Origin of the sequence: Pseudarthrobacter sp. fls2-241-R2A-168 (assembly GCF_030209335.1) — a bacterium.
GTDB lineage: Bacteria > Actinomycetota > Actinomycetes > Actinomycetales > Micrococcaceae > Arthrobacter.
In genome coordinates, this window is the sequence record NZ_JARVSG010000015.1 from 186,596 (window position 1) to 212,403 (window position 25,808).

A 25,808-nucleotide genomic window follows, 5' to 3' on the forward strand; every position below is an offset into this window, starting at 1 on the left:
GCCCGCCGCCCATGGCCGGCTGGTTGATGGCCGGGTCAGTCACGGTTCAGGACCTTGGTCACAATCACCAGGGCTGCGGCAACTGTCTGGTCGAAGTCGAGGTCCGAGGAGTCCAGGGTGACCACGCCCGAGGCGGCCTGCGTGAAGTTGACCACCGTGGAGTCCTTGGCGTCGCGGTGGGTCACCTGCGCGGCCAGCTGTTCGGCGTCCTGCGTTCCGCCAAGCTGGATGCCGCGGCGGCGAAGCCGGGCTTCCTCGCTGGCTGTGAGCAGCATCCGCACCTCTGCGCCGGGCGCGACGACGGTGGTGATGTCCCTGCCTTCCACCACCATGCGGCGGTGGTGCTTTTCAATCAGGGCCCGCTGCCGCCGGATGAGCTCCGTCCTGGCACCAAGGGTGGTGGCCACGGCGCTGACTGCCGAAGAGATGGCGGGTTCCCGGATGGCGTCGGTGACGTCCACGCCGTCAACCCGGACGTACTCCTCGTTCGGGCTGGTGCTCAGGTCCAGGACCAGGTCGCGGGAGGCCTGCTCCACGGAAGCGGCGTCGTCGAGGTCAATGCCGTGGGTGACGCAGTGCCAGGTGAGTGCACGGTACATTGCACCGGTATCGAGGTAGGCGAGGCGGAGCCTGCGGGCCACTTCCTTGCTGACGCTGGACTTGCCCGAGCCGGACGGCCCGTCGATGGCAACCACCAGTGGCCTGCCGACGCGGAGCGCCGGCAGGGTGTCAAGAAGTTCCTGTGTCATTACTGAAGTACCCGCCATCCGCGGTCGTTTAAAGCTTCGATCAGGTGGTCATGCTTGTTGGGCAACACTGACAATTCCACCATGCCCACGTTCTGTCCGGACGAATGGTCCAGCCGCAAGTCCTCAACGTTGACGCCGATCTCACCAATCTCGGTGAGGAGCTGCGCGATCTGTCCCGGCTTGTCGTCCACCAGAACGGTGAGCCAGGAGTATGCCTGCGGAGGCCCGCCGTGCTTGCCCGGAATGCGGGCCTGTCCGGCATTGCCTTCGCTGATCAGCTGCGCGAGGTCCAGGCGGGCACCTGGAGCCGCCGGCTGTTCCAGCGTTCCGATCAGCCGGTTGAGGTCCTCGCGCACGCCGTAAAGGATCTCCACCACCTTGGCCGCATTGCCGCCCAGGATCTGCACCCAGAGGGTGGGATCGCTGGCAGCAATGCGGGTAACGTCCCGCAGGCCGTTTCCCGCAAGGGAGAGCGCGTGCAGCGGCGTACCCTGAAGACGGCTGGCCAAAAGCGAGGACATCACCTGGGGCAGGTGCGAGACAAGCGCGACCGCTTCATCATGTTCATCAGCGGTGAACTGGGAGACGACTGCACCGAGGTCGGCGGCCAGCGAGCGGGCCACCTGGAGTGCGGCACCTGAAGTCTCTTCAGACGGGCACACCACCCACGGCATCGAAGTGAAGAGCTCGCCGCGCGCGGCTACCGGGCCGGATTTCTCCCGTCCGGCCATGGGATGGGTGCCCACGTAGCGTGAGAGGTCCACGCCGCAGCTGCGCAGGGCTGAGAGGATTCCCGCCTTGACGCTGGCAATGTCCACCACCACGGACCCGGGGTAGTCAGCCAGCGCCTTCGCCACAACATCGGCCGTGACATCCGGCGGCGCGGCAACCACCACCAGCTGCGGCGTCTGACCTGCCAACGCAGCCAGGGGCTGCCCTGCCCCGATGTCCACCGCAACCGCCTGGTTGGTGGGCGAGGGATCGGAGAGGTACACCTGAACCCCGCGGCCGCGAAGGCCCAGACCGATGCTCGTCCCCAGCAGCCCTGTGCCAAGGACCACCACCGGACCGTCCAGGTGCCCGCGGCCCTGGCTCTGGAAAGCGGACATGGTCAGAGTCCTACGGATGCCAGCAGGTGGCCGACTTCCTGCTTGCCAAGGTTGCGGATGCTGCCCTGGCGCTGGTCGCCCAGGCCGATGGGCCCCACCTTGACGCGCACCAGCCGCAGGACCGGGAATCCGACGGCGTCGAACAGGCGGCGGACGATCCGGTTCTTGCCGGAGTGCAGCACTACCTCGATCAGCACGTGCCCGGGGGTGGAGTCCACGAGCTTGAAGGAGTCGACGTTGGCAAAACCGTCCTCAAGTTCCACACCCTGCTTAAGCTGGCTACCGATCCCCTGCGGGAACGGGCCGCGGACCTGGACAAGGTACGTCTTGGGAACCTCGTAGGACGGGTGGGTCAGGCGGTTGGCCAGCTCGCCGTCGTTCGTCAGCAGGAGCAGCCCCTCGGTGGCGACGTCCAGCCGGCCCACGTGGAAGAGCCGTTCACCGTGCTGGTTCCGGAGGAAGTCACTGATGCAGGGCCGGCCCTCGGGGTCCTCCATGGTGGAGACGACGCCCTTGGGCTTGTTGAACACCATGTAGACCATGTTTTCGTCCAGCTGGATCCGGATGCCGTCCACGTGGATGACGGCGGTTTTCGGATCGACGCGGACACCGAGTTCGGTGACCACCTGGCCGTCCACTTCCACCCGGCCTTCTGCAATCATCTCTTCGCAGACGCGCCGCGAGGCCACACCGGCGGAGGCCATCACCTTTTGCAGGCGCACGCCGTCGGCATCGTGGAGTTCGGACTGGGGAACGTCGCCGCGCGGGCCTTTCTTGCGTGACGGCTTGCGGATCGGCCCGAGGTTCTGGCCGAAGCGTTCGCTGCCGAAGGCGCGTGAGGCGGCTGCCCCGGGGGCGCCGGTCCGTGGCTTCTGCTTGGGTGCGCCGGGCGTTCCGGGCGCCTTCTTGGCTCCGGGCTTGCGCGCGGCCGGCTTCCGGGAAGAAGGCTTGGCAGCCCTTGGTTCCGGGGATCCCCCGCCTGTCCGGGCGTCCGGCGCCTGATCCGGATCGATGAAGCGCTCCTCGCGCGGCTTGGGTGCGCGGTGCGGGCGGTCGCTGCCGAATCCGGTGCCGCGCTTGGCTGAACCGCCGCGGAAGCCGCCGGCTGAAGCGCCGCCCTGGGAGCTGTTGCGTCCCGGTGTGTTGTTGTGTCCGGAGCTGTTGCGTCCCGAACTGTTACGTGGTGAACCCTGGCGTCCCGCCTGTGTCATGACCCGTCCTTCGATATGTTGACCGGCAAGGTGTCCACAGACAACCCTAACCAGCCGTGCAGAAATAATCTGCCCTTGTAAATACTCGTGCTGCAGCCAGGGATGGTCCCTGCCTACGTTGTTTCGGCGTCGTAAAACTCCGCGATCCCGTCCAGCCCCGGGAGGTGCGGGGACAGCTGCGGCAGCTCGGCAACTGAACTGATTCCCATCCGTTCCAGGAAGTACGACGTAGTCCGGTAGAGGATGGCGCCGGACTCGGGATCCGTTCCCGTGTCCTCGATCAGCCCGCGCTGGGCGAGTGTCCGTACGACGGAGTCGACATTAACTCCCCTGATTGCGGACACCCTGGCCCTGGAGACCGGCTGGCGGTAGGCGATCACCGCGAGCGTTTCCAGGGCGGCCTGGGTGAGCCTGGCCGTCTGCCCCTCCAGCACGTATTTGCCCACGATGTGGGCGAATTCAGCACGGGAGTAGATCCGCCAGCCGCCGGCGACTTTCCGCAATTCAAAACCCCGGGGGCTGGAGCCGAAACCAGCTGGGCTGGCTGAATCCATATCCGGGGCGTTAACAGTATAGCCGCTATACTCCCACTGGAGTTCGGCCAGCAGGGCGCCCACCGCATCAACGGTCAGCTCCAGTCCCGCGGCCAGCTCCTCTTCTGTGGCGGGCTCGTCGATGACCATCAGCACGGCCTCCAAGGCCGCTTTGGCGCCGCCGGGAAGGCTGTTGACGTCCGGCTCCCCCTGGGCTGCGCCATTGGTTGGTTGTTGGGTCACAACTGCTCCTCAAATTCCTCGCTCAGGTTTTCCGCGGACCAGTCGCCGCTCCCGGCCGTCCAGTGCACGGCCAAGTCCCCCAGGGGCGACAGCTGGTCGAAGGACACCGCCTTGTCCCTGAACAGTTCCAGGAGGGCAAGGAACCTGGCCACCACCACCAGGGTGGAGTCGGCGTCGGCGATCAGGGCCCGGAACGTCAGTGGCGACTCGAGCTGCAGCCGCAGCCCCACGATTTCAGCCTGCTCCTTGACGCTGACGGTACCGCCGTGAAGGTGGGCCAGCCCCACTTCCGTGGGCGGTGGAGCCTTCGGCTGCATGGCCGCCTCCGCCAAACGGGCGAACTGCCCGGGCGTGTGTTTCCAGACCAGTTCGGGGAGCATCGCGGCGAAGTGTCCTTCCAGCGCCACCTGCCTTGGAAAGCGCAGGGCTTCCCGGTGGAGGGTTTCGCCAAGGATACCGGCCACCTGCTTAAAGGCTTTGTACTGCAGCAGGCGGGCGAAGAGCAGATCCCTGGCTTCCAGCAGCGCAATGTCTTCGTCGTTGTCCACCTCGCCGGCAGGCAGGAGCCGGGCAGCTTTGAGGTCCAGTAGCGTCGCGGCGATCACCAGGAATTCGCTGGCCTCGTCGAGGGCCCACTCTTCGCCCAGCTTCTGCAGGTTGCGGATGTACTTGATGAACTCGTCGGTCACGGTGGCGATGGCCACCTCGGTGATGTCCAGCTGGTGTTTGGCGATCAGCCCCAGGAGGAGGTCGAACGGACCCGTGAAGTTGGCCAGCCGCACCTCAAAGCCGGGCTTGGTTTCGGCCACGGCGTGGCTAGGGTGCGCCGCCGCGCGAAATCAGTTCCTTGGCCAGCCTGCGGTAGGCGTCGGCTCCCACATGGGTGGCGGCATAGCTCGTGATGGGTTCGGCGGCCACGGTGGCGTCGGCGAACTTGATGGAGCGTTTGATGACGGTTTCGAAGACCTTGTCCCCGAAGGCTTCCACCAGGCGGGCGATCACTTCGCGGCTGTGCAGCGTGCGGGCGTCGTACATGGTGGCCAGCACGCCGTCCACCTGCAGGCGGGGGTTGAGCCGGTCCTGGACTTTGTCGATGGTTTCCACCAGCAGCGCCACGGCACGGAGGGCAAAAAACTCGCAGATCAGCGGGATGATGACGCCATGCGCTGCCGTGAGGGCGTTGACGGTGAGGAGTCCGAGCGACGGCTGGCAGTCGATGAGGACGACGTCGTAGTCGTCTTCGACCTTCTTGAGGGCACGGTCCAGCACCTGCTCGCGTGCCACCTCGTTGACCAGCTGCACTTCGGCTGCCGAGAGGTCGATGTTTGCCGGCAGCAGGTCGACGTTCTCCACGCCGGTCCGGTGGATGGCGTCCCGGATGTTTACTTTGCGGTCCATCAGGACGTTGTAGACCGTGAGGTCCAGTTCGTGCGGGTTCACGCCAAGGCCGGCGGACAGGGCGCCCTGGGGATCGAAGTCCACCAGGAGCACACGACGGCCGTATTCAGCCAGCGCTGCCGCGAGGTTGATGGTGGAGGTGGTCTTGCCGACGCCGCCTTTTTGGTTAACCATGGCGATGACGCGGGCCGGACCGTGGGAGGACAGCGGCGCGGGTTCCGGGAACTCGCGGTATGGGCGCCCGGTGGGCCCCATCACCGCGTCTTCCAGGTCGAATTCCGTGCCCTCCAGAGTTGCTGAACCCTGTTCGCTGCTCACGTATCTATCCACACTTTCGATGACGGTGATTTCCTGCCGCTGGATGGCCAGCAACGCTCCTGCTTCTTCCCAAGGTTACAGCGCCCGACACGGTATTCGAGGCAACTTGACTTTCCGCGGATGTTGAGCCTTTACCCTCTAGCTGAGGTAGAAGGTTGCTGCCAGGGCACGCAGAAAACCGCCCCCACAGGAGTGCTGCGGGGGCGGTTTTGCGACAGCTGCGGAGGGCTAGGCCTTCGCGGCCTCCCGTGCACCTTCTTCCTTCGGTGCCATCTCGCCATGGTGGTGGGCCATCATGGTTGCCTCGTCAAACGGCTCTTGGCCTGAGAGGACCCGGCCGACCTGGCCGCCGTCGATCTCCTTGACCCAGGTGCCGATCAGGATGGTTGCCACGGCGTTGCCGGTGAAGTTGGTCAGGGCGCGGGCCTCGGACATGAACCGGTCGATGCCCACAATCATGCCCACGCCGCCGAGCAGTTCGGGCTTGTGTGCCTGCAGGCCGGCAGCGAGTGTTGCCAGGCCGGCACCGGTGACGCCGGCAGCACCCTTGGAGGCGATGATCATAAAGATCAGGAGGGAGATCTGGGCGCCCAGGTCCAGCGGGGTGCCCATGGCATTGGCAACGAAGAGGGATGCCATGGTCAGGTAGATGGCCGTGCCGTCAAGGTTGAAGGAGTAGCCGGTGGGGACCGTCACGCCGACGACGGGCTTGGAGACGCCGAGATGTTCCATCTTCGCGATCAGGCGGGGCAGTGCCGCCTCAGAGGAGGACGTGGAGAAGATGAGCAGGTATTCGCGGGCCAGGTACTTCATGAGCTTGAAGATGTTGACGCCGGATACCACCTGGAGCAGGCCGCCGAGGATGACCACGATGAACAGGGCGCAGGTGATGTAGAAGGCAAGCATCAGGGTGAACATGCTGATGATGGCCTGGAATCCGGTGGCGCCGACAACCGCGGCGATGGCACCGAAGGCACCTACCGGGGCGAGCCACATGATCATGATGAGGATGCGGAACACGAGGGCCTGGCCGTGGCCGATGGCCTTCAGGATCGGTGCGCCCTGCGGTCCCATCTTCTGCAGTGCAAAACCGACGAGGATGGCAGCAAGGAGGGTAGGCAGGACGGGTATGTCACTGGGGATGATGCCGAGCAGGAAGTCCACGGTGCTGTCCGTGGCGGCCTTCTTGTTGGGATCGTAAGGGGTCAGCTTGAGGCCCTCACCGGGGTGGATGATGTTGCCCACCACCAGGCCGATGGCCAGGGCGAAGGTGGACATGATGACGAAGTAGAGCAGGGCCAGGCCGCCTACCTTGCCCACCGTGGCGGCCTTTGCGATGGAACCGATGCCCAGGACGATGGTGCAGAAGATGATGGGGGCGATCATCATCTTGATGAGCTTGATGAATCCGTCGCCGAGCGGCTTGAGGGATTTGCCCACCTCGGGGAACAGCAGGCCGACGACGGCGCCCAGGATGACGGCGACGATGACGGCGATATAGAGGTAATGCGATTTGTCCAGGCCCTTGCGCGGCGTCTTCACGCTGTCAAGCGACTCTCCTCGTTGAGAAGCCATGATGTGTCTCCTTTGGATAATCTGGTAGACGCTGCGGCACAGTCTCTGGGCCCACGTCCTCCGGTGTGATATCCATCATTGGGCAGGTGGTGACCCAGCTCACCGTTGCGTTCATATTGGTCGTGACGCAGTTCGGCCGGGGCGAAGTTAATCGGTTGGGGAAAGGTACAGATGATCCACCGCTGGAGTATCGCCCGCCGGCTTTTCGTGGCGAACCTGCTGATTGTGGTGTCGTTCATCGCGATCGTTGGCACCGCCACGTTTATCGATGCCCGGGACCGCACGTATGAGGAAGCCGGGCGCCGGATGACCGGTGTTGCTGCGGCGGTCGCCGCCAACCCCCTGGTCCTCCAGGCCGCGGACACCACCAACCCCTCGGCCTTGCTGCAGCCCTACGCCCTCAACGTGATGGCCGGATCGGGTGCCGACTTCGTGACGATCATGGCCCCGGACCGGACGCGGTGGACGCATCCCCGGAACGAGGAACTCGGCCGGCCCTACATCGGGTCCATCGACGCCGCACTGCGTGGCGAGACATTCACCGAAGTTACCGCCGGAACGCTGGGGCCCTCGGTGCGAACCATAGCGCCGGTGAAGGATGCCGCCGGGAACGTCAAAGCACTGGTGGCCGCTGGCGTCACGGTCCGGAGCGTGGATGTCGCCCTGTCCGGCCGGCTGCCCGCCCTGGTGGCCATCGGACTGGCCCTGCTGGTGGGCGGCTCGCTGGCCTCGTGGCTGCTGGGCCGGTACCTCCGCCGGGTCACGCGGGGCTGGGGACCTGAACAGTTGGCCCAGCTTTTCGCCTACTACGAGTCGGTGCTGCATTCGGTGCGGGAGGGACTGATCCTGATCGATACCAAGGGCCACGTGGTGATGTATAACGACCAGGCGGCCGAACTGCTGGGCCTGGACAGTCCCGGGAGCAAGGACCCCACCCGGCCGCCGTCACTGTCTGAGCTGCCCCTTGATGAAGGGCTCCGGACACTGTTCGCGTCGGGGCGCAGCGCCAAGGACGAGACTGTCCTGACCGGCTCACGCATCCTGGTGGTGAACCAGGGACCGGCAAAGGGGCCCGAGGTGTCCGCCAGCCGCGGCAAGACCCCTGTCTACGGGACTGTGGCCACCCTGCGGGACAGGACGGAAATTGAAGCCCTCGGCAGCGAGCTGGAAACCATGCGCACGCTCTCTGACGCACTTCGCGCGCAGACCCACGAGCACGCGAACCGGCTGCACACCATGGTTTCGCTGCTGGAGCTGGGGCGCACCCAGGAGGCACTGTCCTTCGCAACGAAGGACCTCGAACTCAGCCAGCAGCTCACAGATGACATGGTCAGTTCGGTGGACGAGCCGGTGCTTGGTGCCCTGGTGATGGGCAAAGTGGCCGAGGCGCACGAACGGGGCGTACAGCTGGACGTGTCCGCGCTTGGCTCGGCGAGCGTGGCGGGGATTGCCGTGCAGGACCTGGTAACCATTCTTGGCAACCTGCTGGACAATGCCATGGATGCAGCGGCCGACGGACCGGCCCCCCGGCAGGTGGAACTGACGGTGGAGGCCGATGAGGAAGGCCTGGACATCACCGTGCACGATTCAGGCCCCGCCATCGAGCCTGCTGCCGCAGACAATCTGCTACGGCATGGCTTCAGCACCAAGCCCGCCGGCCAGGGCGGACGGGGCATCGGCCTGGCGCTGGTCCGCCAGGCTGTGCACCGCCTGGGGGGTACCCTGACAATCAATGGCCGGCGTGGCGCCAAGTTCGAAGTTTTCCTCCCCGCCGCGGCGCCGGCAAAGAAGGAGCACAAAGCGTGAGCAACATCCGGGTCCTCGTGGTGGAGGATGAGGCTATCGCGGCTGCCGCACACGCGGCTTACGTGGGGCGGCTGGCGGGCTTCGAGCTGGCCGGGACTGCCCCGGACGGACAGTCCGCCCTGCGGCTGCTCAACGAGTTCGTCGCTGCCGGCAACCCGGTGGAGCTGGTGCTGCTGGATATGAACCTTCCCGACCTCCACGGCCTGGATATCGCCCGCCGCATGCGGGCGTCCGGGATCCTCGCCGACATCATCGCCATCACCGCCGTCCGCGAACTGGCCATCGTGCGAAGCGCCGTGGCCATTGGCGTTGTCCAGTATTTGATTAAGCCGTTCACCTACGCCACCTTCGCGGACAAACTGGAGAGTTACCGCCAGTTCCGGCAGCAGCTGGCGGGCCCGCCTGGGGGCTCCGGAAAGGCAGGAGCTTCCCAGACGGACGTGGACCAGGCGTTCGCCAGCCTGCGGGCGCCCTCCGAACTGCCTTTGCCGAAGGGGCTTTCGGTGTCAACCCTGGCGTCCGTCCAGGAGTTTATGAAGGAGCAGCAGGGTGCCGTATCCGCCACGGAAGTCATGGACGCCCTGGGCATGTCCCGCGTCACCGCCCGCCGCTACCTGGAATACCTTGCCGACGCCGGAACGGTATCCAGGACTGCCCGTTACGGCACTCCGGGCCGGCCGGAAAACGAATACCGGTGGGCAGCACGATGATTGCTCCTGCCACCCTCCGGTGATCGGGCCTGCCACCTCCTGTGATTGAGCCTGGCAGCGACCGGTGATTGAGCCTGTCAGCGACCGGTGATTGAGCCTGTCGAAATCCCACTTTCGGAGCATGTATACAGCCAGGGCTTTTTTCATCTAAATATTTGTCCTGCGCTGCTTTTTTAGCTTTCCTTGTATACACTGGCGGGTATCGACGAAGGGACTACCAGTGCGAGCCAGCGACCGCGCCTACACCGCACTCCGCGATGACATCGTCCAGTGGCGGCTCCAGCCGGGCACTTTGCTGGCCGAGGTGGAACAGGCGGAGCGGCTTGGCGTCTCACGCACTCCACTCCGGGAGGCGCTGGGCCGCCTGGCTGCAGAAGGGCTGACGACGGCGGCAGGCGGCCGCGGCGTCGTCGTCACCGATATCTCGCTGGAGGATATCGACGAACTGTTCGAACTGCGCGAGACGCTCGAAGGCAAGGCTGCGGCGCTGGCGGCGCAACGGGGCGATGCCGGTACCTTCCGGACACTTGAGGCGGATTTCCGGGCGGCGCCTTCGCTGATCACCAACAGCGCACCCGCTTTGGATGACTACTACCTGCTCGTGGAACGGCTGGACTCGGCCATCGACGCCGCCATCTCCAATTCCTACCTGGCCCAGGCGATGCGGAGCCTCCGGGTCCACCTGGTCCGCATCCGCCGCATGGCCGCCGACGATGCCGCCCGGCTGACAGCCGCGGCAGCCGAACATGCCGCCATCGCCGAGGCCATCGCCATCGGCAACCCGGGACTGGCGCAGGCGGCCACCACCCTGCATCTGCACCGCAGCCTGTCCCACATCAAAGCAACCCACACACCCCGTTAGAAGGAGCCCCATGGTCAAGGAACACCACGTCCGCGTCTACAAGAGCGAAGAGAACCTCTCCCGCGAGGACCAGCTGGCCCACAAAATTGCCAGGGTCGCCGCGGACCCGGTGGAGGTCACCGCCGATGTCACGGAGATGGTGATCAACCGGATCATCGATAACGCCTCGGTGGCCATCGCTTCGCTGAACCGCGCCCCGATCGTGGCGGCCCGCGCGCAGGCACTCGCCCATGGTCCGAGCACCGGCGGAAAGGGCGCGAAGGTCTTCGGCATCGGCGAACGGGTCTCCCCCGAATGGGCCGCATGGGCCAACGGGGTGGCAGTGCGCGAACTGGACTACCACGACACCTTCCTTGCTGCGGACTACTCCCACCCGGGCGACAACATTCCGCCGATCCTCGCAGTGGGTCAGCACGTGGGTTCCAGCGGCCGGGACCTGATCCGGGGCATCGCCACCGGGTATGAGATTCAGGTGAACCTGGTCAAGGCCATCTGCCTGCATAAGCACAAGATCGACCATGTGGCCCACCTTGGCCCCTCCGCCGCGGCCGGGATCGGCACCCTCCTGAGGCTCGACGTCGAGACGATCTTCCAGTCCGTCGGACAGGCGCTGCACACCACCACCGCCACCCGCCAGTCGCGCAAGGGTGAGATTTCCACGTGGAAGGCCCACGCCCCCGCGTTCGCAGGGAAGATGGCGGTTGAGGCCGCGGACCGGGCGATGCGTGGCCAGACCTCGCCCGTGCCCATTTACGAAGGCGAAGACGGGGTGATCGCCTGGATGCTGGACGGCCCGGAGGCGTCCTACCAGGTCCCGCTTCCGGAAGCGGGCGAGGCCAAGCGCGCCATTTTGGACACCTACACGAAGGAACACTCGGCCGAGTACCAGGCCCAGGCCTGGATCGACCTCGCACGCAAGCTGCACCGCGAGCACCCCGAGGCCACCGACCCGGGCAACGTGAAGTCCGTGCTGATCAAGACGAGCCACCACACCCACTACGTCATCGGCTCCGGGGCCAACGACCCCCAGAAGTACTCCCCCACCGCATCCCGGGAAACGCTGGACCACTCCATCCCCTACATCTTCACCGTCGCCCTGCAGGACGGGGCCTGGCACCACGTTGACTCCTACTCCCCCGAACGCGCCGCCCGGCCGGATACGGTGGACCTCTGGCAGAAGGTCTCCACGGAGGAGGATCCGGAATGGACCCGCCGCTACCACTCCCTGGACATTTCGGAGAAGGCCTTCGGCGGGTCAGTGGAAATCACCCTTACCGACGGCACCGTCATCACCGACGAGATCGCCGTCGCCGACGCCCACCCCCTCGGCGCCCGCCCCTTCGGCCGCGAGCAGTACATTCACAAGTTCCGCACGCTCGCCGCCGGCCTCGTGGAGGAAGCCGAAATCGAACGGTTCCTCGCCGCCGTCGAACGCCTCCCCGAACTCGCCGCAGGGGAACTGGACCAGCTGAACATCACCGCCGCCCCCGGGATCATCGACCTCGGCGCCGCACCCAAGGGACTCTTCTAATGCTGTACTCCAAAACCACCCCCGAACAGAAACGGATCCGGTTCCGCGAACTCCTCGCTTCCGGGACCATCGCCCAGTTTCCCGGCGCGTTCAACCCGCTCTCCGCCCGGCTGATCGAGGAGAAAGGCTTCGCCGGCGTCTACATCTCCGGCGCGGTCCTGGCCAACGACCTTGGCCTGCCCGACATCGGCTTGACCACCCTCACCGAGGTTGCCACCCGGGCCGGGCAGATCGCCCGGATGACGGACCTGCCCGCCATCGTGGACGCCGACACCGGCTTCGGCGAACCCATGAACGTGGCCCGCACCGTCCAGGAAATCGAGAACGCGGGCCTGGCAGGGCTGCACATCGAGGACCAGTTCAACCCCAAACGCTGCGGCCACCTCGACGGCAAAAACGTCGTGGACCTGGATACCGCTACGAAACGCATCCGCGCCGCGGCAGACGCCCGCCGGGACCCGAACTTCCTGATCATGGCCCGCACCGACATCCGCGCCACAGAGGGACTTCAAGCGGCGCAGGACCGCGCCAAAGCCCTGGTGGACGCCGGGGCGGACGCGATCTTCCCCGAAGCCATGGCCACGTTGGAAGAATTCAAGGCGATCCGCGACGCCGTGGACGTGCCCATCCTGGCCAACATGACCGAATTCGGCAAAAGCGACCTCTTCACCACCGAACAGCTCCAGGGCGTCGGAGTGAACATGGTGATATATCCGGTGACCCTTCTCCGTAGTGCCATGGGCGCTGCCGAGCGTACGCTGGAATCGATTAGGGCTGAGGGCACGCAGGAGGCGCAGGTCGGCAGCATGCTGACCCGCGCACGCCTCTACGATCTCGTTGACTACGAAGGCTACAACCGCTTCGACAGCGGAGTGTTCAATTTCCGGGTCCCCGGGGAGTAGGAAAGCTGCACCGGGTACCGCTGGTGCAACAGGCGACAGGAACGAAGGAGTTTCAGCATGGATGAAGTGGACATCAAAAAGGGCCTGGACGGCGTCGTGGTGGATTACACGTCCGTCTCGAAGGTCAATCCGGACACCAACTCCCTGCTGTACAGGGGCTATCCAGTCCAGGAGCTCGCGGCCAGGTGCAGCTTCGAGGAGGTGGCCTACCTGCTCTGGAACGGCGAGCTGCCCAGCCAGGAGCAACTGACGGAGTTTACTGCACGCGAGCGGTCCGGGCGGGCCCTGGATCCGGTGGTCAAGCAGGTGATCGATGCGCTGCCGGAGACGTCCCACCCCATGGATGTGTGCCGGACGGCCGCGTCGGTGATGGGCGCGCGGCACGCCCTGGCCGAGGATGCGTCCCGCGAAGCCAACATGGCCAAAGCCATCGACCTGTTTGCTGCCATGCCGGCCGTAGTGGCGTATGACCAGCGGCGCCGGCACGGGCAGGGCGTCGTCGAGCCTCGTGAGGATCTTGGCTATTCGGCGAACTTCCTGTGGATGACGTTTGGCGAGGAACAGGTGCCGGAGGTGGTGGAGGCGTTCAACGTGTCAATGATCCTCTATGCCGAGCACTCCTTTAACGCCTCCACGTTCACCGCCCGGGTGATCACTTCCACCCTCTCGGATCTCCATTCGGCGGTCACCGGTGCCATTGGCGCCTTGAAAGGTCCGCTGCACGGCGGTGCCAACGAAGCCGTGATGCACACGTTCGACGAGATCGGCATCCGCCCGCAGGAGTCCCTTGAGGAAGCGGCGGCCCGGGCCAAGGCCTGGATGGAAAACGCGCTGGCGCAGAAGAAGAAAGTGATGGGGTTCGGCCACCGGGTCTACAAGCACGGCGACTCGCGGGTGCCCACCATGAAGGCCGCCCTGGACAAGATGATCGCCCACTACGGCCGCCCCGAACTCCTGGGCCTCTACAACGGCCTGGAGCAGGCCATGGAAGAGGCCAAGGCCATCAAGCCCAACCTCGACTACCCCGCCGGCCCCACGTACCACCTCATGGGATTCGACACAGCAACGTTTACTCCCCTGTTTGTGGCCAGCCGCATTACCGGGTGGACAGCACACATCATGGAGCAGTTGGACGCCAACTCCCTGATCCGCCCGCTGAGCGAGTACGTCGGCCCGGAGGAGCGGCACCTTCCGTAGGGCGGGCTTTCACTGAAAGTACGACGGCGGCGCGGGTCACCTTGAGGAGACTCGCGCCGCCGTCGGCACTTAACGGTCTGAAGTCGGCGGCTTGGGGCAGGAGGGTTAGGGCAGGAGGCTTTCCGAGGACGCAACGCCTTCGTTGTCGCTGTCCATGGTGACCACGATGTTGACCCTGCCGCCTTCCAGGACCACGGGCAGCCAGTGATCGGCGTCCTGCCACATCCGGTCCACAGGGAGGGTATCCACGGGGAACCACCCGGGGAGGATCTCGTCGCTTTCCGCCGGTTCCCCCTGCCAGGTCCGGGCAGTGAAAAGGCGCGTGTGCATGTCCCACGCCGGACGGGCCGGGAAGACGAACTGCACCACGCCCGCGTCTGCGAGGTCTTCCTGCCGGACCACCACGCCGGTTTCCTCCAGGACCTCACGGACCACGGCTTCGGCGTCAGTCTCACCGGGTTCCACGTGCCCCCCGATGCCCACTACCTTGCCAAGGCCAAACCCGGTCCGTTTGAGTCCCAGCAGCACCTCCGGGCCCGAATCCCCTTCACGGAGCAGGAAACAGAGAGTAACCCGTGCTGCAGTCATGCCCTTAAGCCTATGGGGTGCCGGAGTTGTCCGCGAGGAAGCGCCAGGGGGCGTCCGAATATGCCAAGCTCTACCTGTGACTCCCGAAACTGCCCACGGGATACGGCCGGCCCGCATCTCGGCCGTTGACGCCCGCCTGCCCGAGTGGCTGGTGCGCAATCCCTTGTACTGGGGCTGGGCGTGGGCCTGTTTCTGGACACTGCTGATCGTGGTGGACGAATTCGTGGACCTGGCCGGCTGGACTTGGTATCTGCTGGTGGCCGCGGCTGCCCTGCCCACGCTGCTCAGCACCCTTGCCGTGCTCCACGTGACTCCCCGGCAGCAGGTGAAACCCGCCCGGGAATCGGTGCTGGGCCTGTTCTTCGTGCGTTTCCTGGCGCTGGTTGCCGCATTTATGGTGTGGGCCATCTCGGTAGTGCTCAGTGCGTCCATCTCCACCACCATCCAGGCCCTGGCGGGTGATTCAGAGCGCGAAGTGACCGCCCTGGGTTTCAACCTGATGGCAGCCCTGGTCCCGCTGGTAGTGGCCGTTCTATGGCTGGCGTTTGTTGCCCGCTGCGCCTGGTTCCTGCGGCGGCTGCGCGGCTGGCGGCAGGTCCCCACGTTCTCGCGGGTGCCGAAATCGTTCCTCCGTGGCCGCCCGCGCCTGCGCCGGGTTGTGATTGGTTTGGCGCATCCGGGTCTGATGTTGCTGGCAGGCATGGGCACCTCCCTGTTGGCTTTCCTGCTGGGCCCGGTGGAACTGACCATCGAAGCGCTGCTCTAGGTGCTTGAAGCGCTGTACAACAAGGACATCGCTGTCCCTGAGCTGCGTCAGCCCAGCGCCCGGGGGTGTGCCGCCGCGTAGATTTCCCGAAGAGTGTCTGCGGTGACCAGTGTGTAGACCTGGGTGGTGGTTACTGAGGCGTGGCCCAGCAGTTCCTGGACCACCCGGACGTCCGCGCCGCCTTCGAGCAGGTGGGTGGCGAAGGAGTGCCGGAGGGTATGCGGTGAAACATCCTTGGTGATGTTGGCCTTCTTGGCGGCGGCTTTCAGGATGGTCCACGCACTCTGCCGGCTGATCCGGCCGCCGCGGGCATTCAGGAACAAGGCCGGCGTGCCCTTCCCCTTGGCCGCCAGCAGTGGGCGGCCGCGGACCAGGTACGCGTCCAGGGCCCTGGCTCCGTAGGACCCCAGCGGCACCAGCCGCTCCTTGGATCCCTTGCCGAAGAGCCGCACGATGGCCGGTCCGCTTTCCGCCTCCTGGAGGGAGATGTCATCCACGTCCAGGCCAACGGCTTCACTGATCCGGGCACCGGTGGAGTAGAGGAACTCCAGCAGGGCGCGGTCCCGCAGGCCTGTGGCGGTATCGGTGCCGGCCGCCTCCAGGATCCGGGTGACTTCGTCCACGCTGATGGCCTTCGGCAGCCGCTTCCCGGGCATCGGCGGATGGACGTCGCTGGCGGGGTCGGTGGGGGTGAATCCTTCGAGGGCCCAGAACTTGTGCAGGCCCCGCACGGCCACCACCGTCCTCGCCGCGGACCGCACGCCCAGGGCGGTACCGCCGTCGGACCCGTCCGCCAGCGCACGGACGTACCCCGTGACATGGTGCCGGGTAATGTCCTCCGGCCGGCCGCAGCCCGCGGCGGCAAGGTAACGGGAATAGCGGGCCAGGTCCCTGCGGTACGCCGCGAGGGTGTTGGCGGCCAAGCCCCGCTCCACGCCCATGTGCTGGAGGTAGTCGGTGATGGCGCGGTCAATGGCGGTGGGGGCCGTTGCCGGCCGGGTCTCCGCCTCCCCAGCCGGGAGGGCTGTTTCAGCCGAAGGACCAGGGGCCATCAGCGCTGGCTGGGGTGCTCGGGCCAGGGCGCGTCCGCCGGCCGGAGTCCGGAAAATCCGTCAGCGCGGGCAGCGGCGGCGGCAAGGATCCCGACGACGGCGGACGGGTTGTGCAGGCGGCCGGCCAGCACGGACTCCACGGCGTCGTCCAGGTTGATCCAGTGGAACTCGATCTCGGCTTCCTCGTCCGTCCGCTCGTGGCGCTCGTGGTGCGGAACCTCGGTGAGGTCACGGGCCAGGTAGATTCGAATGGCCTCGCTGGAGGAACCGGGTGAGTTGAAGACATCGGCCAGGACGTTCCAGGTGCCGGCGGCGAGGTCCGCCTCTTCGGCGAGTTCGCGGGCCGCGCCCACCTGGAACTCCTCGCCCTCCACATCCAGCAGCCCGGCCGGGATCTCCCACAGATCCATGCCCACGGGGTGCCGGTACTGCTTGAGGAGGAGGATCTCGCCGTCGCTGTTCATGGGCAGGATGGCAACAGCGCCGGGGTGGTCAATGTAGTCCCTGGTGAGTGCCTCGCCGCTGTCCTGCAGCTGGAAGGTGTCGCTGACTACATCCCAGATCCGGCCTTCGTACACCTTCTCGGTAGACAAAAGACGGCGCGGGCTCGGTGCATCCGAAACCTTTACTACGTGGGTGGCTTCGTGTGTACCGGGCATCGCGCCGTCCTTTACGTCGTGCTGAACTACTTAGCGGCTACCGTACCGGACGGTGCGGCCTCGGCAGCGCCGGCACCCGGGGCGGCGGCCGTGTCGGCGCCCTCCTGGTGGTCCAGTGCTGCCTTCACCAGGCCGGCAAACAGCGGGTGCGGCCGGGTGGGGCGGGAGCTCAGTTCGGGGTGCGCCTGGGTGGCCACGTAGTACGGGTGGACCTCGGCGGGCAGCTCAACGAACTCCACAAGCTTGCCGTCCGGAGACGTGCCCGAGAAGACGAGCCCTTCGGCCGCAATCTGGTCGCGGTACTTGTTGTTCACCTCGTAGCGGTGGCGGTGGCGTTCGCTGACGGTGGTCTTGCCGTAGGTTTCGGCGATGACCGAACCGGCGTCGAGCTTGGCTTCGTACAGGCCCAGGCGCATGGTGCCGCCCAGGTCGCCACGGCCCTCGACAAACTCCAGCTGCTCTTCCATGGTGGCGATGACGGGGTACTTGGAATCCGGCTCGAATTCGCTGGAGGACGCGCCTTCCATCCCCACCACGTTGCGGGCGTACTCGATGACCATGCACTGCAGCCCCAGGCAGAGGCCCAGGACCGGCAGCTTGGTTTCGCGGGCGAACTTCAGCGCGCCCAGCTTGCCCTCGAGCCCGCGGATGCCGAAGCCGCCCGGGACGCAGATGGCGTTGACGCCGTCGAGTGCCTTAATCGCGCCCTCGAGGGTTTCGCATTCGTCCGAGGGGACCCAGCGGATCTTGACCTTGGTGTCATTTGCGAACCCGCCGGCGCGCAGTGCCTCAGTGACCGAGAGGTAGGCGTCCGGCAGGTCGATGTACTTGCCAACGAGCGCTATTTCCACGTGGTGCTTGGGGTTGTGGACGGCTTCGAGGAGCTTGTCCCAGCTGGTCCAGTCCACATCCTTGAAGGGGAGGTCCAGGGCGCGCACGATGTAGGAGTCCAGGCCCTGGGTGTGCAGGGTCTTGGGGATGTCGTAGATGCTGGGAGCATCGGCGGCATTGACCACGGCGTCGATGTCGACGTCGCACATCCGGCCGATCTTTTCGCGCATCGCCTCGGGCACTTCGCGGTCCGAGCGGATGACGATCGCTTCGGGCTGGATGCCGATGGAGCGCAGTGCGGCGACCGAGTGCTGCGTGGGCTTGGTCTTCAGCTCCTGGGACGGCCCGATGTACGGAACCAGCGAGACGTGCAGGAAGAAGACGTTGGTCCGGCCGATGTCCTGGCGGACCTGGCGGGCCGATTCGAGGAACGGCTGGGATTCGATGTCGCCAACAGTGCCGCCGATTTCGGTGATGATGACGTCCGGGGCGTTCTTGCCTTCGGCGGGCAGGCGCATGCGGCGCTTGATCTCATCGGTGATGTGCGGGATGACCTGCACGGTGTCGCCGAGGTATTCGCCGCGGCGTTCCTTCGCGATAACCGTGGAGTACACCTGGCCGGTGGTCACGTTGGCCGAGCCTTCGAGGTTTTCGTCGAGGAAGCGCTCGTAGTGTCCGATGTCCAGGTCCGTCTCGGCGCCGTCGTCCGTGACGAAGACTTCGCCGTGCTGGAAGGGGTTCATCGTGCCCGGATCCACATTGAGGTAGGGATCGAGCTTCTGCATAGTTACAGACAGGCCGCGTGCCCGCAGCAGATGACCGAGGCTCGATGCCGTCAGTCCCTTACCGAGCGAGGACGCCACACCACCGGTTACGAAGATGTGTTTGGTCGTCTTGGACGAGCCCGGGAACCGGGAATTTACACGGGAATTTGATCGCTGCACCACGGAATTCGAGCCTATCATCAAATGAGCCTTCCACGGGTCCGGGTAACTGTTTCCCCCAAATGATCAAGTCTGCTGGTCCGGCCGTCCGGGAGGCAAGGGGCAGCCCGTTGTCCGGATGCCTCAGCGGGCCGTGTCAGGCCCGCTGTGGCAGCAGTTTCGCGTCGTCCAGCAGCTCCTGCGCGTGCGCCTGCGCGGACTCGGAGTCCTCCTGGCCGGCCAGCATGCGGGCCAGTTCGCGGACGCGCTCGGGGCCGTCGAGGAGGCGGACATCACTCGAGGTGAACCCGGTGGCTGTTTTGCCGTCGGCGCCCCTGACGGACGTTTTGGTGACGGTGATGTGCTGGTCGGCGAAGGCTGCAACCTGCGGCAAGTGCGTGACCACCAGCACCTGCACGTGCCGGGCCAGCATGGCCAGGCGGCGGCCGATTTCGACGGCGGCACGGCCGCCCACGCCCGCGTCCACTTCGTCAAAGACAAACGTGGGAACGGGATCCACGGCGGCCAGCACCACTTCGATGGCCAGCATGACCCGCGAGAGTTCACCGCCGGACGCCCCTTTGCCCAGCGGCCGGGCCGGGGCGCCGGAGTGCGGCTGGAGCAGGAAGCTGATCTCGTCCGCGCCGTGAGGTCCCAGCTGGCCTGTGGCCTCGAGGTTGATCACCAGGGTGGCGTCGGCCATGGCCAGTGCCTTCAACTCGGCGCTGACGCGGGCCGAAAGGTCCTTGGCGGCCTTGGTCCTGATCTTGCTGATGGCGGCCGCCTGCTTCTGCAGGTCCGCCTCCGCCTTTGCCACCTCCGCGTCCAGCGTTTCGATCCGGGTTGAATCGTCCTGCAGTTCATCGAAGCGCACACGGGCATTTTCCGCCCACTCAAGCACTTCGTCGATGGACGGGGCGTACTTGCGGATCAGCTTGGCAAGGACGGCCCGCCGCTCCTCGATTTCGGCGAGGCGCTCTGGCCCCTCCGTGTCCAGGCTGGCCTGGTAGCTGGCGAGGTCGGTAGCGATATCGTTCAGGAGGAAGCCCACTTCGGCCAGCCGGGCTGCCGCGGAACCGAGTTCGGCGTCATGCTCTGCCACATGCTCCAGCGTCCGCTTGGCGGCGTCCACGAGCGTGGTGGCGTCGCCGGCTTCACCGAAGTCCTCAGCGATCAGCGCCTGGTGGGCCGTGCTCGCCGCAATCCGCAGCTCCTCCACATTGGCCAGCTTTACCGCCTCCGCCTTCAGGAGCTCGTCCTCCCCCGGCTGCGGATCCACGTCGTCGATTTCGGCGAGGGCAGCCTCCAGGGATTCTGCTTCCCGGAGCCGGTCCCGGGCAGCGCTGCGCAGGGTGTCCAGCTCGGACTGGCTCGCCTTCCAGTGGTTGTACAGCTCCTGGTAGGCGGACAGCGGACCCGCCAGGGCGTCCCCTGCGAACTTGTCCAGCGCACCCCGCTGTGCCACGGCACCCTTGAGCCGGATCTGGTCCGACTGGCCGTGGACCACCACCAAGGTTTCGCCGATCTCCGCGAGGACACCCACAGGGGCGGCCCGGCCGCCCAGGAACGCACGGCTGCGTCCGTCCGCACCCAGGCGCCGGGCAAGGATCAGCTCCGCGCCGCCGTCGAACTCTTCAGCATCCGCACCTGCCTCCAGGGCACGCTGAATGGCTGGATGGCCGGCGTCGAGCTTCAGCACTGCCTCGGCAGTTGCACTCTTGGCGCCGCTGCGGACGGCACCGGCATCAGAGCGGGCGCCCAGGAGGAGTCCGACGGCGGTGACCACCATGGTTTTGCCGGCGCCGGTCTCGCCGGTCACCACGCTCAGCCCGGGGCCCAGCGGCAGTGTTGCGTCGGTGATGACGCCCAGATCGCGGATTCTCAGTTCTTCAAGCATGGTTCACTTTGCGGTTGAGGGATCGGGATCGATGTCCGGCTGCCCGCTGCCCGGCACCTGCAGCGGCGGCATGGGGCGGGGAGTCCGGACGATGGGAATGGGGCCGGTGTGGATCGCGTCGGCCTTGGGGACAGGGCCGCGCCAGCCGTGGATGGGCAGCTCGAACTTGCGCACCAGCCGGGCCGAGAAGGGTGTCTGGTGGGTGCGGGCCAGCCGTACGGGGGTGGCTGATTTGGTAACCTCCACGCGGGCGCCTGGGGGCAGGTCAACGGAACGCCGGCCGTCGCACCAGAGGACTCCCTGGGCATCTGTCCGGCCCAGGACTTCCACGGCGAGGCGTGAGCGGGGCGAGACCACCAGCGGCTTGGCGAAGAGCGCATGGGCGCTGATGGGGACGATGACCAGGGCCTCCACCTCCGGCCAGACCACCGGTCCGCCGGCGGAAAACGCGTAGGCGGTGGAGCCGGTGGGGGTGGCCAGCACGATGCCGTCGCAGCCGAAGGTGGTCAGCGGGCGTTGGTCCACCTCGGTGACCACCTCGAGCATGCGTTCCCGGTTGGCCTTTTCGATCGCTGCCTCGTTCAGCGCCCAGGTGTGCCAGATCTTCTGTCCCCGGACCCAGACCTGGACGTCGATGGTCATGCGCTCTTCCACCGTGTACTCGCGGCTGGCGATCCATTCAACGGTCTGGGCGAGGTCTGCCCGTTCGCTCTCGGCAAGGAAGCCCACATGGCCCAGGTTCACGCCCAGCAGGGGCACGTCCACTTCACGGACCAGCTCTGCCGCGCGGAGGATGGTGCCGTCACCGCCCAGGACCATCACCAGTTCGACGTCGGGCAATTGGACGTGGTCATGGAGCACTTCCACGGGCTGGGCCAGGTGGCCAAAGAAGCGTTCCATGTCCGCCAGTTCGGAGTCCTGCATCACCGGGACAATGCCGGAGGCGTGCAGCAAGGCGCAGGCCTCCCAGGCGGCCTTCAGTGATTCCTCGCGGCCGGTGTGGGCGAGGACCAATACGCGCCTGCTCATCAGGTTCCGCTCTCTAGTGGTTGTGCCAGATAGTTCCGAGCAAGGCAGCGGTGGCTGCGTCTCGCTCTTCGATCTTAGGCAACTCTTGGCTCATCCTGCGCTTTATCCACAGGAAGTATTCGACGTTTCCGTCCTGGCCGGGCAGCGGGCTCTGCGCGAGGCCGCGCAGGTCGAGGCCGGCGTCGAGGGCTGCCCGGGCCACTTTCTCCACCGCCATCCTCCGCTCCCGTTCGGAAGTCACCACCCCGGTACGTCCCAGCCGGTCCTTGCCGATCTCGAACTGGGGCTTCACCATCAGCACCAGGTCACCGCCGGGTTCCGTGCATCCCGCCAGTGGCTGGACTACGAGGGTCAGCGAAATAAAGGAAAGGTCAGCGACTGTGAGCGCCGCAGGGCCGCCGATATCCCCGGGCGACATATAGCGCACGTTAAGTCCCTCGTGGACTTCCACGCGGGGATCGCCCCGCAGCTGGGGCACCAACTGGCCGTGCCCGACGTCGACCGCCACCACGTGCGCGGCCCCTCGCCGCAGCAGGACATCAGTGAAGCCCCCGGTGGAGGCTCCGGCGTCAAGGCACCTCTTCCCGGCGGCCTGCACCTCGGGAAATGCTTCCAGGGCGCCGGCCAGTTTGTGCCCGGCCCGGCTCACATAGGTGTCCTGCTCGTCATGCTGGACCACCAGGTCCTTGTCCTCGGCGACCTGGAGTGACGCCTTGCCCAGCACCTGGCCGGCGGAGCTGACTTTGCCTTCGGCGATCAGCGATGCCGCGTGGGTGCGGGACCTGGCCAGGCCGCGGGCCACCAGGGCCTGGTCGAGCCGCAGCGGCATCAGGCGCCACCGTCCGAGGGGTGGCTGTTGGCCGGATCCGGGCTTGTAGGCTTCAAGCTGGCGGGGTCCGTACTTGTGGGCTCCGTATCCAGGGCGGTCCGCAGCTGGTCATGGAGATCGTTGTAGACCGCTTCGTGCCCCGCTACAGGAGTCCCGGGCAATCCGTCCAGGCGTGCCAGGGCCTGCTTGACCAGGGGGTCCGTCACGTCGGCTTGGCTGCCCAGCGGCCAGTCCGGGGAGGGCTGGGCTGCCGCGGATTCGTCAGTGGGGCTCAGCTCAGTCATCCAACCAGTCTAGTGATCCAGCCAGGCCAGTTTCGGTTCCTGTGCCGTGGTGGCGTCCGGAGTGGCCGCCCACCAGGCGGCGCAGGCCGCCCGCCAGGCGTCGAGGCTGTCCTGGCTGCCAATGATGCCAACGGCTCCGTTGGCCACGCGAGCGGTGGCTTCACCGCACGTGTAGGTGCCGTCGTCGTGCGTCACCTCGGGGTAGGGGCTGTAGAGCTCCGTCAGGTCATTGATGATGTAGTTGGGCCGTTCGGCAGCGCGGGCAGCAAGGATTGTTTTCCGGGTGTCGACGCCGGTCAGGACCGCCACCGTGGCGAAGCCGGCATTGTTGCCGCCCAGGATGTCGGTGTCCAGCCGGTCCCCCACCACCAGCGGGCGCTCTGCTCCAAGCCGCTTGGCGGCGGAGTGGAACAGCGGGGCTTCGGGTTTTCCTGCCACGCGGGGCATCTGGCCCGTTGCGGCGGTTACTGCTGCCACCAGCGTTCCGTTGCCGGGCGCGATGCCGCGGGCCTGCGGGATGGACATGTCCGTGTTGGTGGCAACCCACACCGTTCCGGCGGCCACGACGTAGGAGGCCTCAGCGAGTTCCTTCCAGCCGATGGCCGGATTGAAGCCCTGGACTACCGCCACTGGATTCTCGTCCTGGCTGTACACCGGCTCCAGGCCCACGAGTTCGATTTCCTGGGCCAGTGCCGGGCTGCCGGTGATAAGCACCCGGGAACCCGGGGGCAGCTCCGAGGCGAGCATCTCCGCGGCCGCCTGTGAGGAGCTGACCACCTGGTCATCAGCCGCCGGTGCGCCGAGCTCACGAAGGTGGGCCGCCACCTGCGCAGGGGTGCGAGATGCGTTGTTGGTTACGTATCCCAGGCCAACGCCGAGGCCATTCAGCTGGAGGAGTGATTCCACCGCACCGGGGATGGCGTGCGGGCCCGCATACACCACTCCGTCCAGGTCCGCCAGGAGTGCATCGAACCGGGAAATCAGGGTTGCTTCAGTCATCCGTCTTAGTCTTCCCGGCGATCCTGGTGGTCCTGGTGGTCCTCCGGAGCGTTGCCGTCCGGCAGGTCCTCTCCGTCATTGCCCAGCTCGTCGTGGACCGGCTCCCCGTGGCCCAGCTCGTCGGGTTCCACCGAGTCCTGGTCTGATTCGGCGTCGTCTGAAACGAAGAAATCCGCTTCCTGGTCATCGATGCTGGTATCCACGGCTTCTTCAGCGGCAGGCGTTTCTGCTTCCCCGGTGATGGCTGCGCCGTTGGTGGCGGGGGCATCAGCGCCGGTGGATGGCGTTGTGGCTGCACCGGAAGCGCCGGCGGCGCCGGACGCGCTGGAGGCGCGGTCCAGGAGGCGTCGCCGCTCGGCTTCCTCGCGGGCTTCCTCTTCCTCGTCCCAGCCAAGGTCGATGATGTCCGGTTCCTCGTCAACGCCAAGGCCCAGCGCGTTTTCAGCCACCACGGCCTGCTTCTGCCACTTCTCGGCCTCGGTGGTCCGGCCCACGGCAGCGAGTGCATCGGCGTAGGCGCGGAAGAGGCGGGGGCTGTAGGAGAAGGCACGGTTGATGTCCAGTTGCGGGATCTCCAGCTCGGCCACTGCGGCGTCCAGCTGGCCGAGATCAGTTCGTGCACCCGCGGCCACAATGGCAAGCTCGACCTTGCCGGGAGCGTCCAGGTCCTGGGCTTCCTCGGACCGGACCACATCGAGCGCACGGTCGGGGCGGCCGAGCCCACGTTCGCAGTCGGCCATGACGGGCAAGTGCACATTGGAGCCGCTGATCCGGCGGTATGTCCGGAATTCACGAAGTGCCTCGCCGTAGTGGCCCGCTGCGTAGGCCGTGAGGCCCACCGCCTCGCGGACAGCGGCCAGCCTGCCACCGCGCCGGCTGGCGGCCAAGGCATGCTGGAAGGCCAGCTCCGGCTCGTCGTCGATCAGCCGGCCGGCCATCACCAGGTGGCGGGCGACCCATTCGGCGCTGTTGGCCTCAAGCGTTTTGATCTGGTGCTGGGTGGCGCGGTCAAGTTCCTTGCCCGTGACATCGTCGTCGATCTGGGGGGACCGTTCCCGGTCAGGGCGGTTGGCGCTGCGGAGGTCGCGCACGTTGGGTACGCGGGCGGGGCGTTCTTCCTGCCGGTCGCGGCCGAAAGTGCGGGGGCCGGCGTCGCGGCTCTCTCCGCGACTGGGACCGCGGTCAAAGCTGCGCGGTGCGCGGCGTTCTTCCTGACGGTCACCGCGGTTGGGACGGTCACTCCGGTCGCCAAAAGGCTTGCGGTTCTCTCCTCCACTGAAACCGCGGCGTTCACCTTCACCATCGCGGCGCGGACGATCCCCAAACGAACGGTTCTCCCGATCGCCGTAAGGCTTCCGGTCACGGTCACCAAAGGGCTTGCCGTCACGGTCACCGAACGGCTTTCGCTCGCCACCAATGAAACCACGGCGGTCGCCCTCGCCCTCACGCCGCGGACGATCCCCAAACGAACGGTTCTCCCGATCGCCAGGTTTACGATCGCCGTCACCGAACGGCTTACGGTCGCGGTCACCGAACGGCTTGCGCTCACCGCCACCAAAGCCTCGGCGGTCACCTTCGCCCTCACGGCGCGGACGATCCCCAAAAGGCTTCTTGTCGCGGTCGCCGAAGGGCTTGCGCTCACCGCCACCAAAGCCTCGGCGGTCACCTTCACCATCGCGGCGCGGACGATCACCAAACGAACGGTTGTCCCGATCGCCATAAGGCTTACGATCGCCGTCACCGAACGCCTTACGCTCACCGCCACCAAAGCCTCGGCGGTCACCTTCGCCCTCACGGCGCGGACGAT

General features: G+C 66.3%; 25 protein-coding genes. 8 read left to right on the top strand and 17 right to left on the bottom strand.

The window, feature by feature from the left end:
* Positions 1 to 35: 35 nt before the first annotated feature.
* From cmk to QRN11_RS11015, 7 genes are all read right to left on the bottom strand, one after another.
* Positions 36 to 749, bottom strand: a complete 714-nt coding sequence (gene cmk / locus QRN11_RS10985; protein WP_091422034.1) for a (d)CMP kinase — start codon at positions 747 to 749, stop codon at positions 36 to 38.
* Positions 749 to 1,858, bottom strand: a complete 1,110-nt coding sequence (locus QRN11_RS10990; protein ID WP_285250965.1) for a prephenate dehydrogenase — start codon at positions 1,856 to 1,858, stop codon at positions 749 to 751. The genes cmk and QRN11_RS10990 overlap by 1 nt, the downstream gene beginning before the upstream one ends.
* Before the next feature lie 2 nt (positions 1,859 to 1,860).
* On the bottom strand, positions 1,861 to 3,069 hold the full coding sequence (locus tag QRN11_RS10995) for a pseudouridine synthase (protein ID WP_285250966.1): 1,209 nt from the start codon (positions 3,067 to 3,069) through the stop codon (positions 1,861 to 1,863).
* Between the two features lie 113 nt (positions 3,070 to 3,182).
* Positions 3,183 to 3,845: an SMC-Scp complex subunit ScpB gene (scpB, locus tag QRN11_RS11000; RefSeq protein WP_285250967.1), complete on the bottom strand. Its 663-nt coding sequence runs from the start codon at positions 3,843 to 3,845 to the stop codon at positions 3,183 to 3,185.
* Complete coding sequence (locus QRN11_RS11005; RefSeq protein ID WP_285250968.1) at positions 3,842 to 4,654, bottom strand: segregation and condensation protein A; 813 nt, start codon at positions 4,652 to 4,654, stop codon at positions 3,842 to 3,844. Before QRN11_RS11005 ends, scpB begins: the two co-directional genes overlap by 4 nt.
* 7 nt (positions 4,655 to 4,661) lie before the next feature.
* Positions 4,662 to 5,561: a ParA family protein gene (locus QRN11_RS11010; protein WP_142063813.1), complete on the bottom strand. Its 900-nt coding sequence runs from the start codon at positions 5,559 to 5,561 to the stop codon at positions 4,662 to 4,664.
* Positions 5,562 to 5,789: 228 nt separating this feature from the next.
* Positions 5,790 to 7,136 carry a cation:dicarboxylate symporter family transporter gene (locus QRN11_RS11015; protein ID WP_091422047.1) on the bottom strand — a complete coding sequence of 449 codons (1,347 nt, stop codon included), beginning with the start codon at positions 7,134 to 7,136 and terminating at the stop codon, positions 5,790 to 5,792.
* A gap of 171 nt (positions 7,137 to 7,307) precedes the next feature.
* Between QRN11_RS11015 and QRN11_RS11020 the strand changes: the two genes are divergently transcribed.
* From QRN11_RS11020 to QRN11_RS11045, 6 genes are all read left to right on the top strand, one after another.
* Entirely contained in the window at positions 7,308 to 8,942 is a 1,635-nt protein-coding gene (locus tag QRN11_RS11020; protein WP_285250969.1) for a sensor histidine kinase, read from the top strand.
* Positions 8,939 to 9,652, top strand: coding sequence for a response regulator (locus QRN11_RS11025; protein ID WP_142063822.1), 714 nt, complete (start codon positions 8,939 to 8,941; stop codon positions 9,650 to 9,652). Before QRN11_RS11020 ends, QRN11_RS11025 begins: the two co-directional genes overlap by 4 nt.
* A 220-nt stretch (positions 9,653 to 9,872) precedes the next feature.
* Positions 9,873 to 10,514: a GntR family transcriptional regulator gene (locus QRN11_RS11030; protein ID WP_285250970.1), complete on the top strand. Its 642-nt coding sequence runs from the start codon at positions 9,873 to 9,875 to the stop codon at positions 10,512 to 10,514.
* 10 nt (positions 10,515 to 10,524) lie between these two features.
* Entirely contained in the window at positions 10,525 to 12,045 is a 1,521-nt protein-coding gene (locus tag QRN11_RS11035) for an MmgE/PrpD family protein (protein ID WP_285250971.1), read from the top strand.
* Entirely contained in the window at positions 12,045 to 12,947 is a 903-nt protein-coding gene (prpB, locus tag QRN11_RS11040; protein ID WP_285250972.1) for a methylisocitrate lyase, read from the top strand. The genes QRN11_RS11035 and prpB overlap by 1 nt, the downstream gene beginning before the upstream one ends.
* A 57-nt stretch (positions 12,948 to 13,004) precedes the next feature.
* Positions 13,005 to 14,144, top strand: coding sequence for a bifunctional 2-methylcitrate synthase/citrate synthase (locus QRN11_RS11045; protein WP_285250973.1), 1,140 nt, complete (start codon positions 13,005 to 13,007; stop codon positions 14,142 to 14,144).
* 105 nt (positions 14,145 to 14,249) lie between these two features.
* Here QRN11_RS11045 and QRN11_RS11050 read toward each other — a convergent pair whose 3' ends face one another.
* Positions 14,250 to 14,732, bottom strand: a complete 483-nt coding sequence (locus tag QRN11_RS11050; RefSeq protein WP_285250974.1) for an 8-oxo-dGTP diphosphatase — start codon at positions 14,730 to 14,732, stop codon at positions 14,250 to 14,252.
* A gap of 76 nt (positions 14,733 to 14,808) precedes the next feature.
* On the opposite strand from QRN11_RS11050, the gene QRN11_RS11055 reads away from it, so the two are divergent.
* A complete protein-coding gene (locus QRN11_RS11055; RefSeq protein ID WP_285250975.1) occupies positions 14,809 to 15,498 on the top strand; it encodes a hypothetical protein in 690 nt (229 codons plus the stop codon).
* 47 nt (positions 15,499 to 15,545) lie between these two features.
* Here the strand turns inward: QRN11_RS11055 and xerD are convergent, their stop codons facing one another.
* From xerD to QRN11_RS11100, 9 genes are all read right to left on the bottom strand, one after another.
* Complete coding sequence (gene xerD / locus QRN11_RS11060; RefSeq protein WP_285250976.1) at positions 15,546 to 16,550, bottom strand: site-specific tyrosine recombinase XerD; 1,005 nt, start codon at positions 16,548 to 16,550, stop codon at positions 15,546 to 15,548.
* On the bottom strand, positions 16,550 to 17,209 hold the full coding sequence (locus QRN11_RS11065) for an NUDIX domain-containing protein (RefSeq protein ID WP_285250977.1): 660 nt from the start codon (positions 17,207 to 17,209) through the stop codon (positions 16,550 to 16,552). Before QRN11_RS11065 ends, xerD begins: the two co-directional genes overlap by 1 nt.
* A gap of 26 nt (positions 17,210 to 17,235) precedes the next feature.
* The gene (pyrG, locus tag QRN11_RS11070) at positions 17,236 to 19,005 is read right to left on the bottom strand and encodes a CTP synthase (protein WP_285250978.1); all 1,770 of its coding nucleotides are present in this window, start codon (positions 19,003 to 19,005) and stop codon (positions 17,236 to 17,238) included.
* Between the two features lie 115 nt (positions 19,006 to 19,120).
* Positions 19,121 to 20,860 carry a DNA repair protein RecN gene (gene recN, locus QRN11_RS11075; RefSeq protein ID WP_285250979.1) on the bottom strand — a complete coding sequence of 580 codons (1,740 nt, stop codon included), beginning with the start codon at positions 20,858 to 20,860 and terminating at the stop codon, positions 19,121 to 19,123.
* Between the two features lie 3 nt (positions 20,861 to 20,863).
* A complete protein-coding gene (locus QRN11_RS11080; protein ID WP_091422076.1) occupies positions 20,864 to 21,889 on the bottom strand; it encodes an NAD kinase in 1,026 nt (341 codons plus the stop codon).
* A 13-nt stretch (positions 21,890 to 21,902) separates the two neighbouring features.
* Positions 21,903 to 22,718, bottom strand: coding sequence for a TlyA family RNA methyltransferase (locus QRN11_RS11085; protein ID WP_142063850.1), 816 nt, complete (start codon positions 22,716 to 22,718; stop codon positions 21,903 to 21,905).
* Complete coding sequence (locus tag QRN11_RS11090) at positions 22,718 to 23,002, bottom strand: hypothetical protein (protein WP_285250980.1); 285 nt, start codon at positions 23,000 to 23,002, stop codon at positions 22,718 to 22,720. Before QRN11_RS11090 ends, QRN11_RS11085 begins: the two co-directional genes overlap by 1 nt.
* Before the next feature lie 9 nt (positions 23,003 to 23,011).
* Positions 23,012 to 24,001, bottom strand: a complete 990-nt coding sequence (locus QRN11_RS11095; RefSeq protein WP_285250981.1) for an HAD-IIA family hydrolase — start codon at positions 23,999 to 24,001, stop codon at positions 23,012 to 23,014.
* Positions 24,002 to 24,006: 5 nt separating this feature from the next.
* Complete coding sequence (locus QRN11_RS11100; RefSeq protein ID WP_285250982.1) at positions 24,007 to 24,939, bottom strand: tetratricopeptide repeat protein; 933 nt, start codon at positions 24,937 to 24,939, stop codon at positions 24,007 to 24,009.
* Here QRN11_RS11100 and QRN11_RS11105 point away from each other — a divergent pair.
* Positions 24,892 to 25,808: hypothetical protein (locus QRN11_RS11105; RefSeq protein WP_285250983.1), on the top strand; the 917-nt coding region annotated here is incomplete at its 3' end. The genes QRN11_RS11100 and QRN11_RS11105 overlap by 48 nt on opposite strands.

Bases quoted from the DNA above. Each gene is read 5' to 3' on its own strand.
- prpB (WP_285250972.1), top strand. From the start codon at position 12,045: ATGCTGTACTCCAAAACCACCCCCGAACAGAAACGGATCCGGTTCCGC.
- QRN11_RS11015 (WP_091422047.1), bottom strand. From the start codon at position 7,136: ATGGCTTCTCAACGAGGAGAGTCGCTTGACAGCGTGAAGACGCCGCGC.
- QRN11_RS11085 (WP_142063850.1), bottom strand. From the start codon at position 22,718: ATGCCGCTGCGGCTCGACCAGGCCCTGGTGGCCCGCGGCCTGGCCAGG.
- QRN11_RS11100 (WP_285250982.1), bottom strand. From the start codon at position 24,939: ATGGCCGGCCGGCTGATCGACGACGAGCCGGAGCTGGCCTTCCAGCAT.
- QRN11_RS11095 (WP_285250981.1), bottom strand. From the start codon at position 24,001: ATGACTGAAGCAACCCTGATTTCCCGGTTCGATGCACTCCTGGCGGAC.
- xerD (WP_285250976.1), bottom strand. From the start codon at position 16,550: ATGGCCCCTGGTCCTTCGGCTGAAACAGCCCTCCCGGCTGGGGAGGCG.
- cmk (WP_091422034.1), bottom strand. From the start codon at position 749: ATGACACAGGAACTTCTTGACACCCTGCCGGCGCTCCGCGTCGGCAGG.
- QRN11_RS11020 (WP_285250969.1), top strand. From the start codon at position 7,308: ATGATCCACCGCTGGAGTATCGCCCGCCGGCTTTTCGTGGCGAACCTG.
- QRN11_RS11090 (WP_285250980.1), bottom strand. From the start codon at position 23,002: ATGACTGAGCTGAGCCCCACTGACGAATCCGCGGCAGCCCAGCCCTCC.
- QRN11_RS10995 (WP_285250966.1), bottom strand. From the start codon at position 3,069: ATGACACAGGCGGGACGCCAGGGTTCACCACGTAACAGTTCGGGACGC.
- QRN11_RS11065 (WP_285250977.1), bottom strand. From the start codon at position 17,209: ATGCCCGGTACACACGAAGCCACCCACGTAGTAAAGGTTTCGGATGCA.
- QRN11_RS11080 (WP_091422076.1), bottom strand. From the start codon at position 21,889: ATGAGCAGGCGCGTATTGGTCCTCGCCCACACCGGCCGCGAGGAATCA.
- QRN11_RS10990 (WP_285250965.1), bottom strand. From the start codon at position 1,858: ATGTCCGCTTTCCAGAGCCAGGGCCGCGGGCACCTGGACGGTCCGGTG.
- QRN11_RS11045 (WP_285250973.1), top strand. From the start codon at position 13,005: ATGGATGAAGTGGACATCAAAAAGGGCCTGGACGGCGTCGTGGTGGAT.
- QRN11_RS11035 (WP_285250971.1), top strand. From the start codon at position 10,525: ATGGTCAAGGAACACCACGTCCGCGTCTACAAGAGCGAAGAGAACCTC.
- QRN11_RS11050 (WP_285250974.1), bottom strand. From the start codon at position 14,732: ATGACTGCAGCACGGGTTACTCTCTGTTTCCTGCTCCGTGAAGGGGAT.
- pyrG (WP_285250978.1), bottom strand. From the start codon at position 19,005: ATGATAGGCTCGAATTCCGTGGTGCAGCGATCAAATTCCCGTGTAAAT.
- recN (WP_285250979.1), bottom strand. From the start codon at position 20,860: ATGCTTGAAGAACTGAGAATCCGCGATCTGGGCGTCATCACCGACGCA.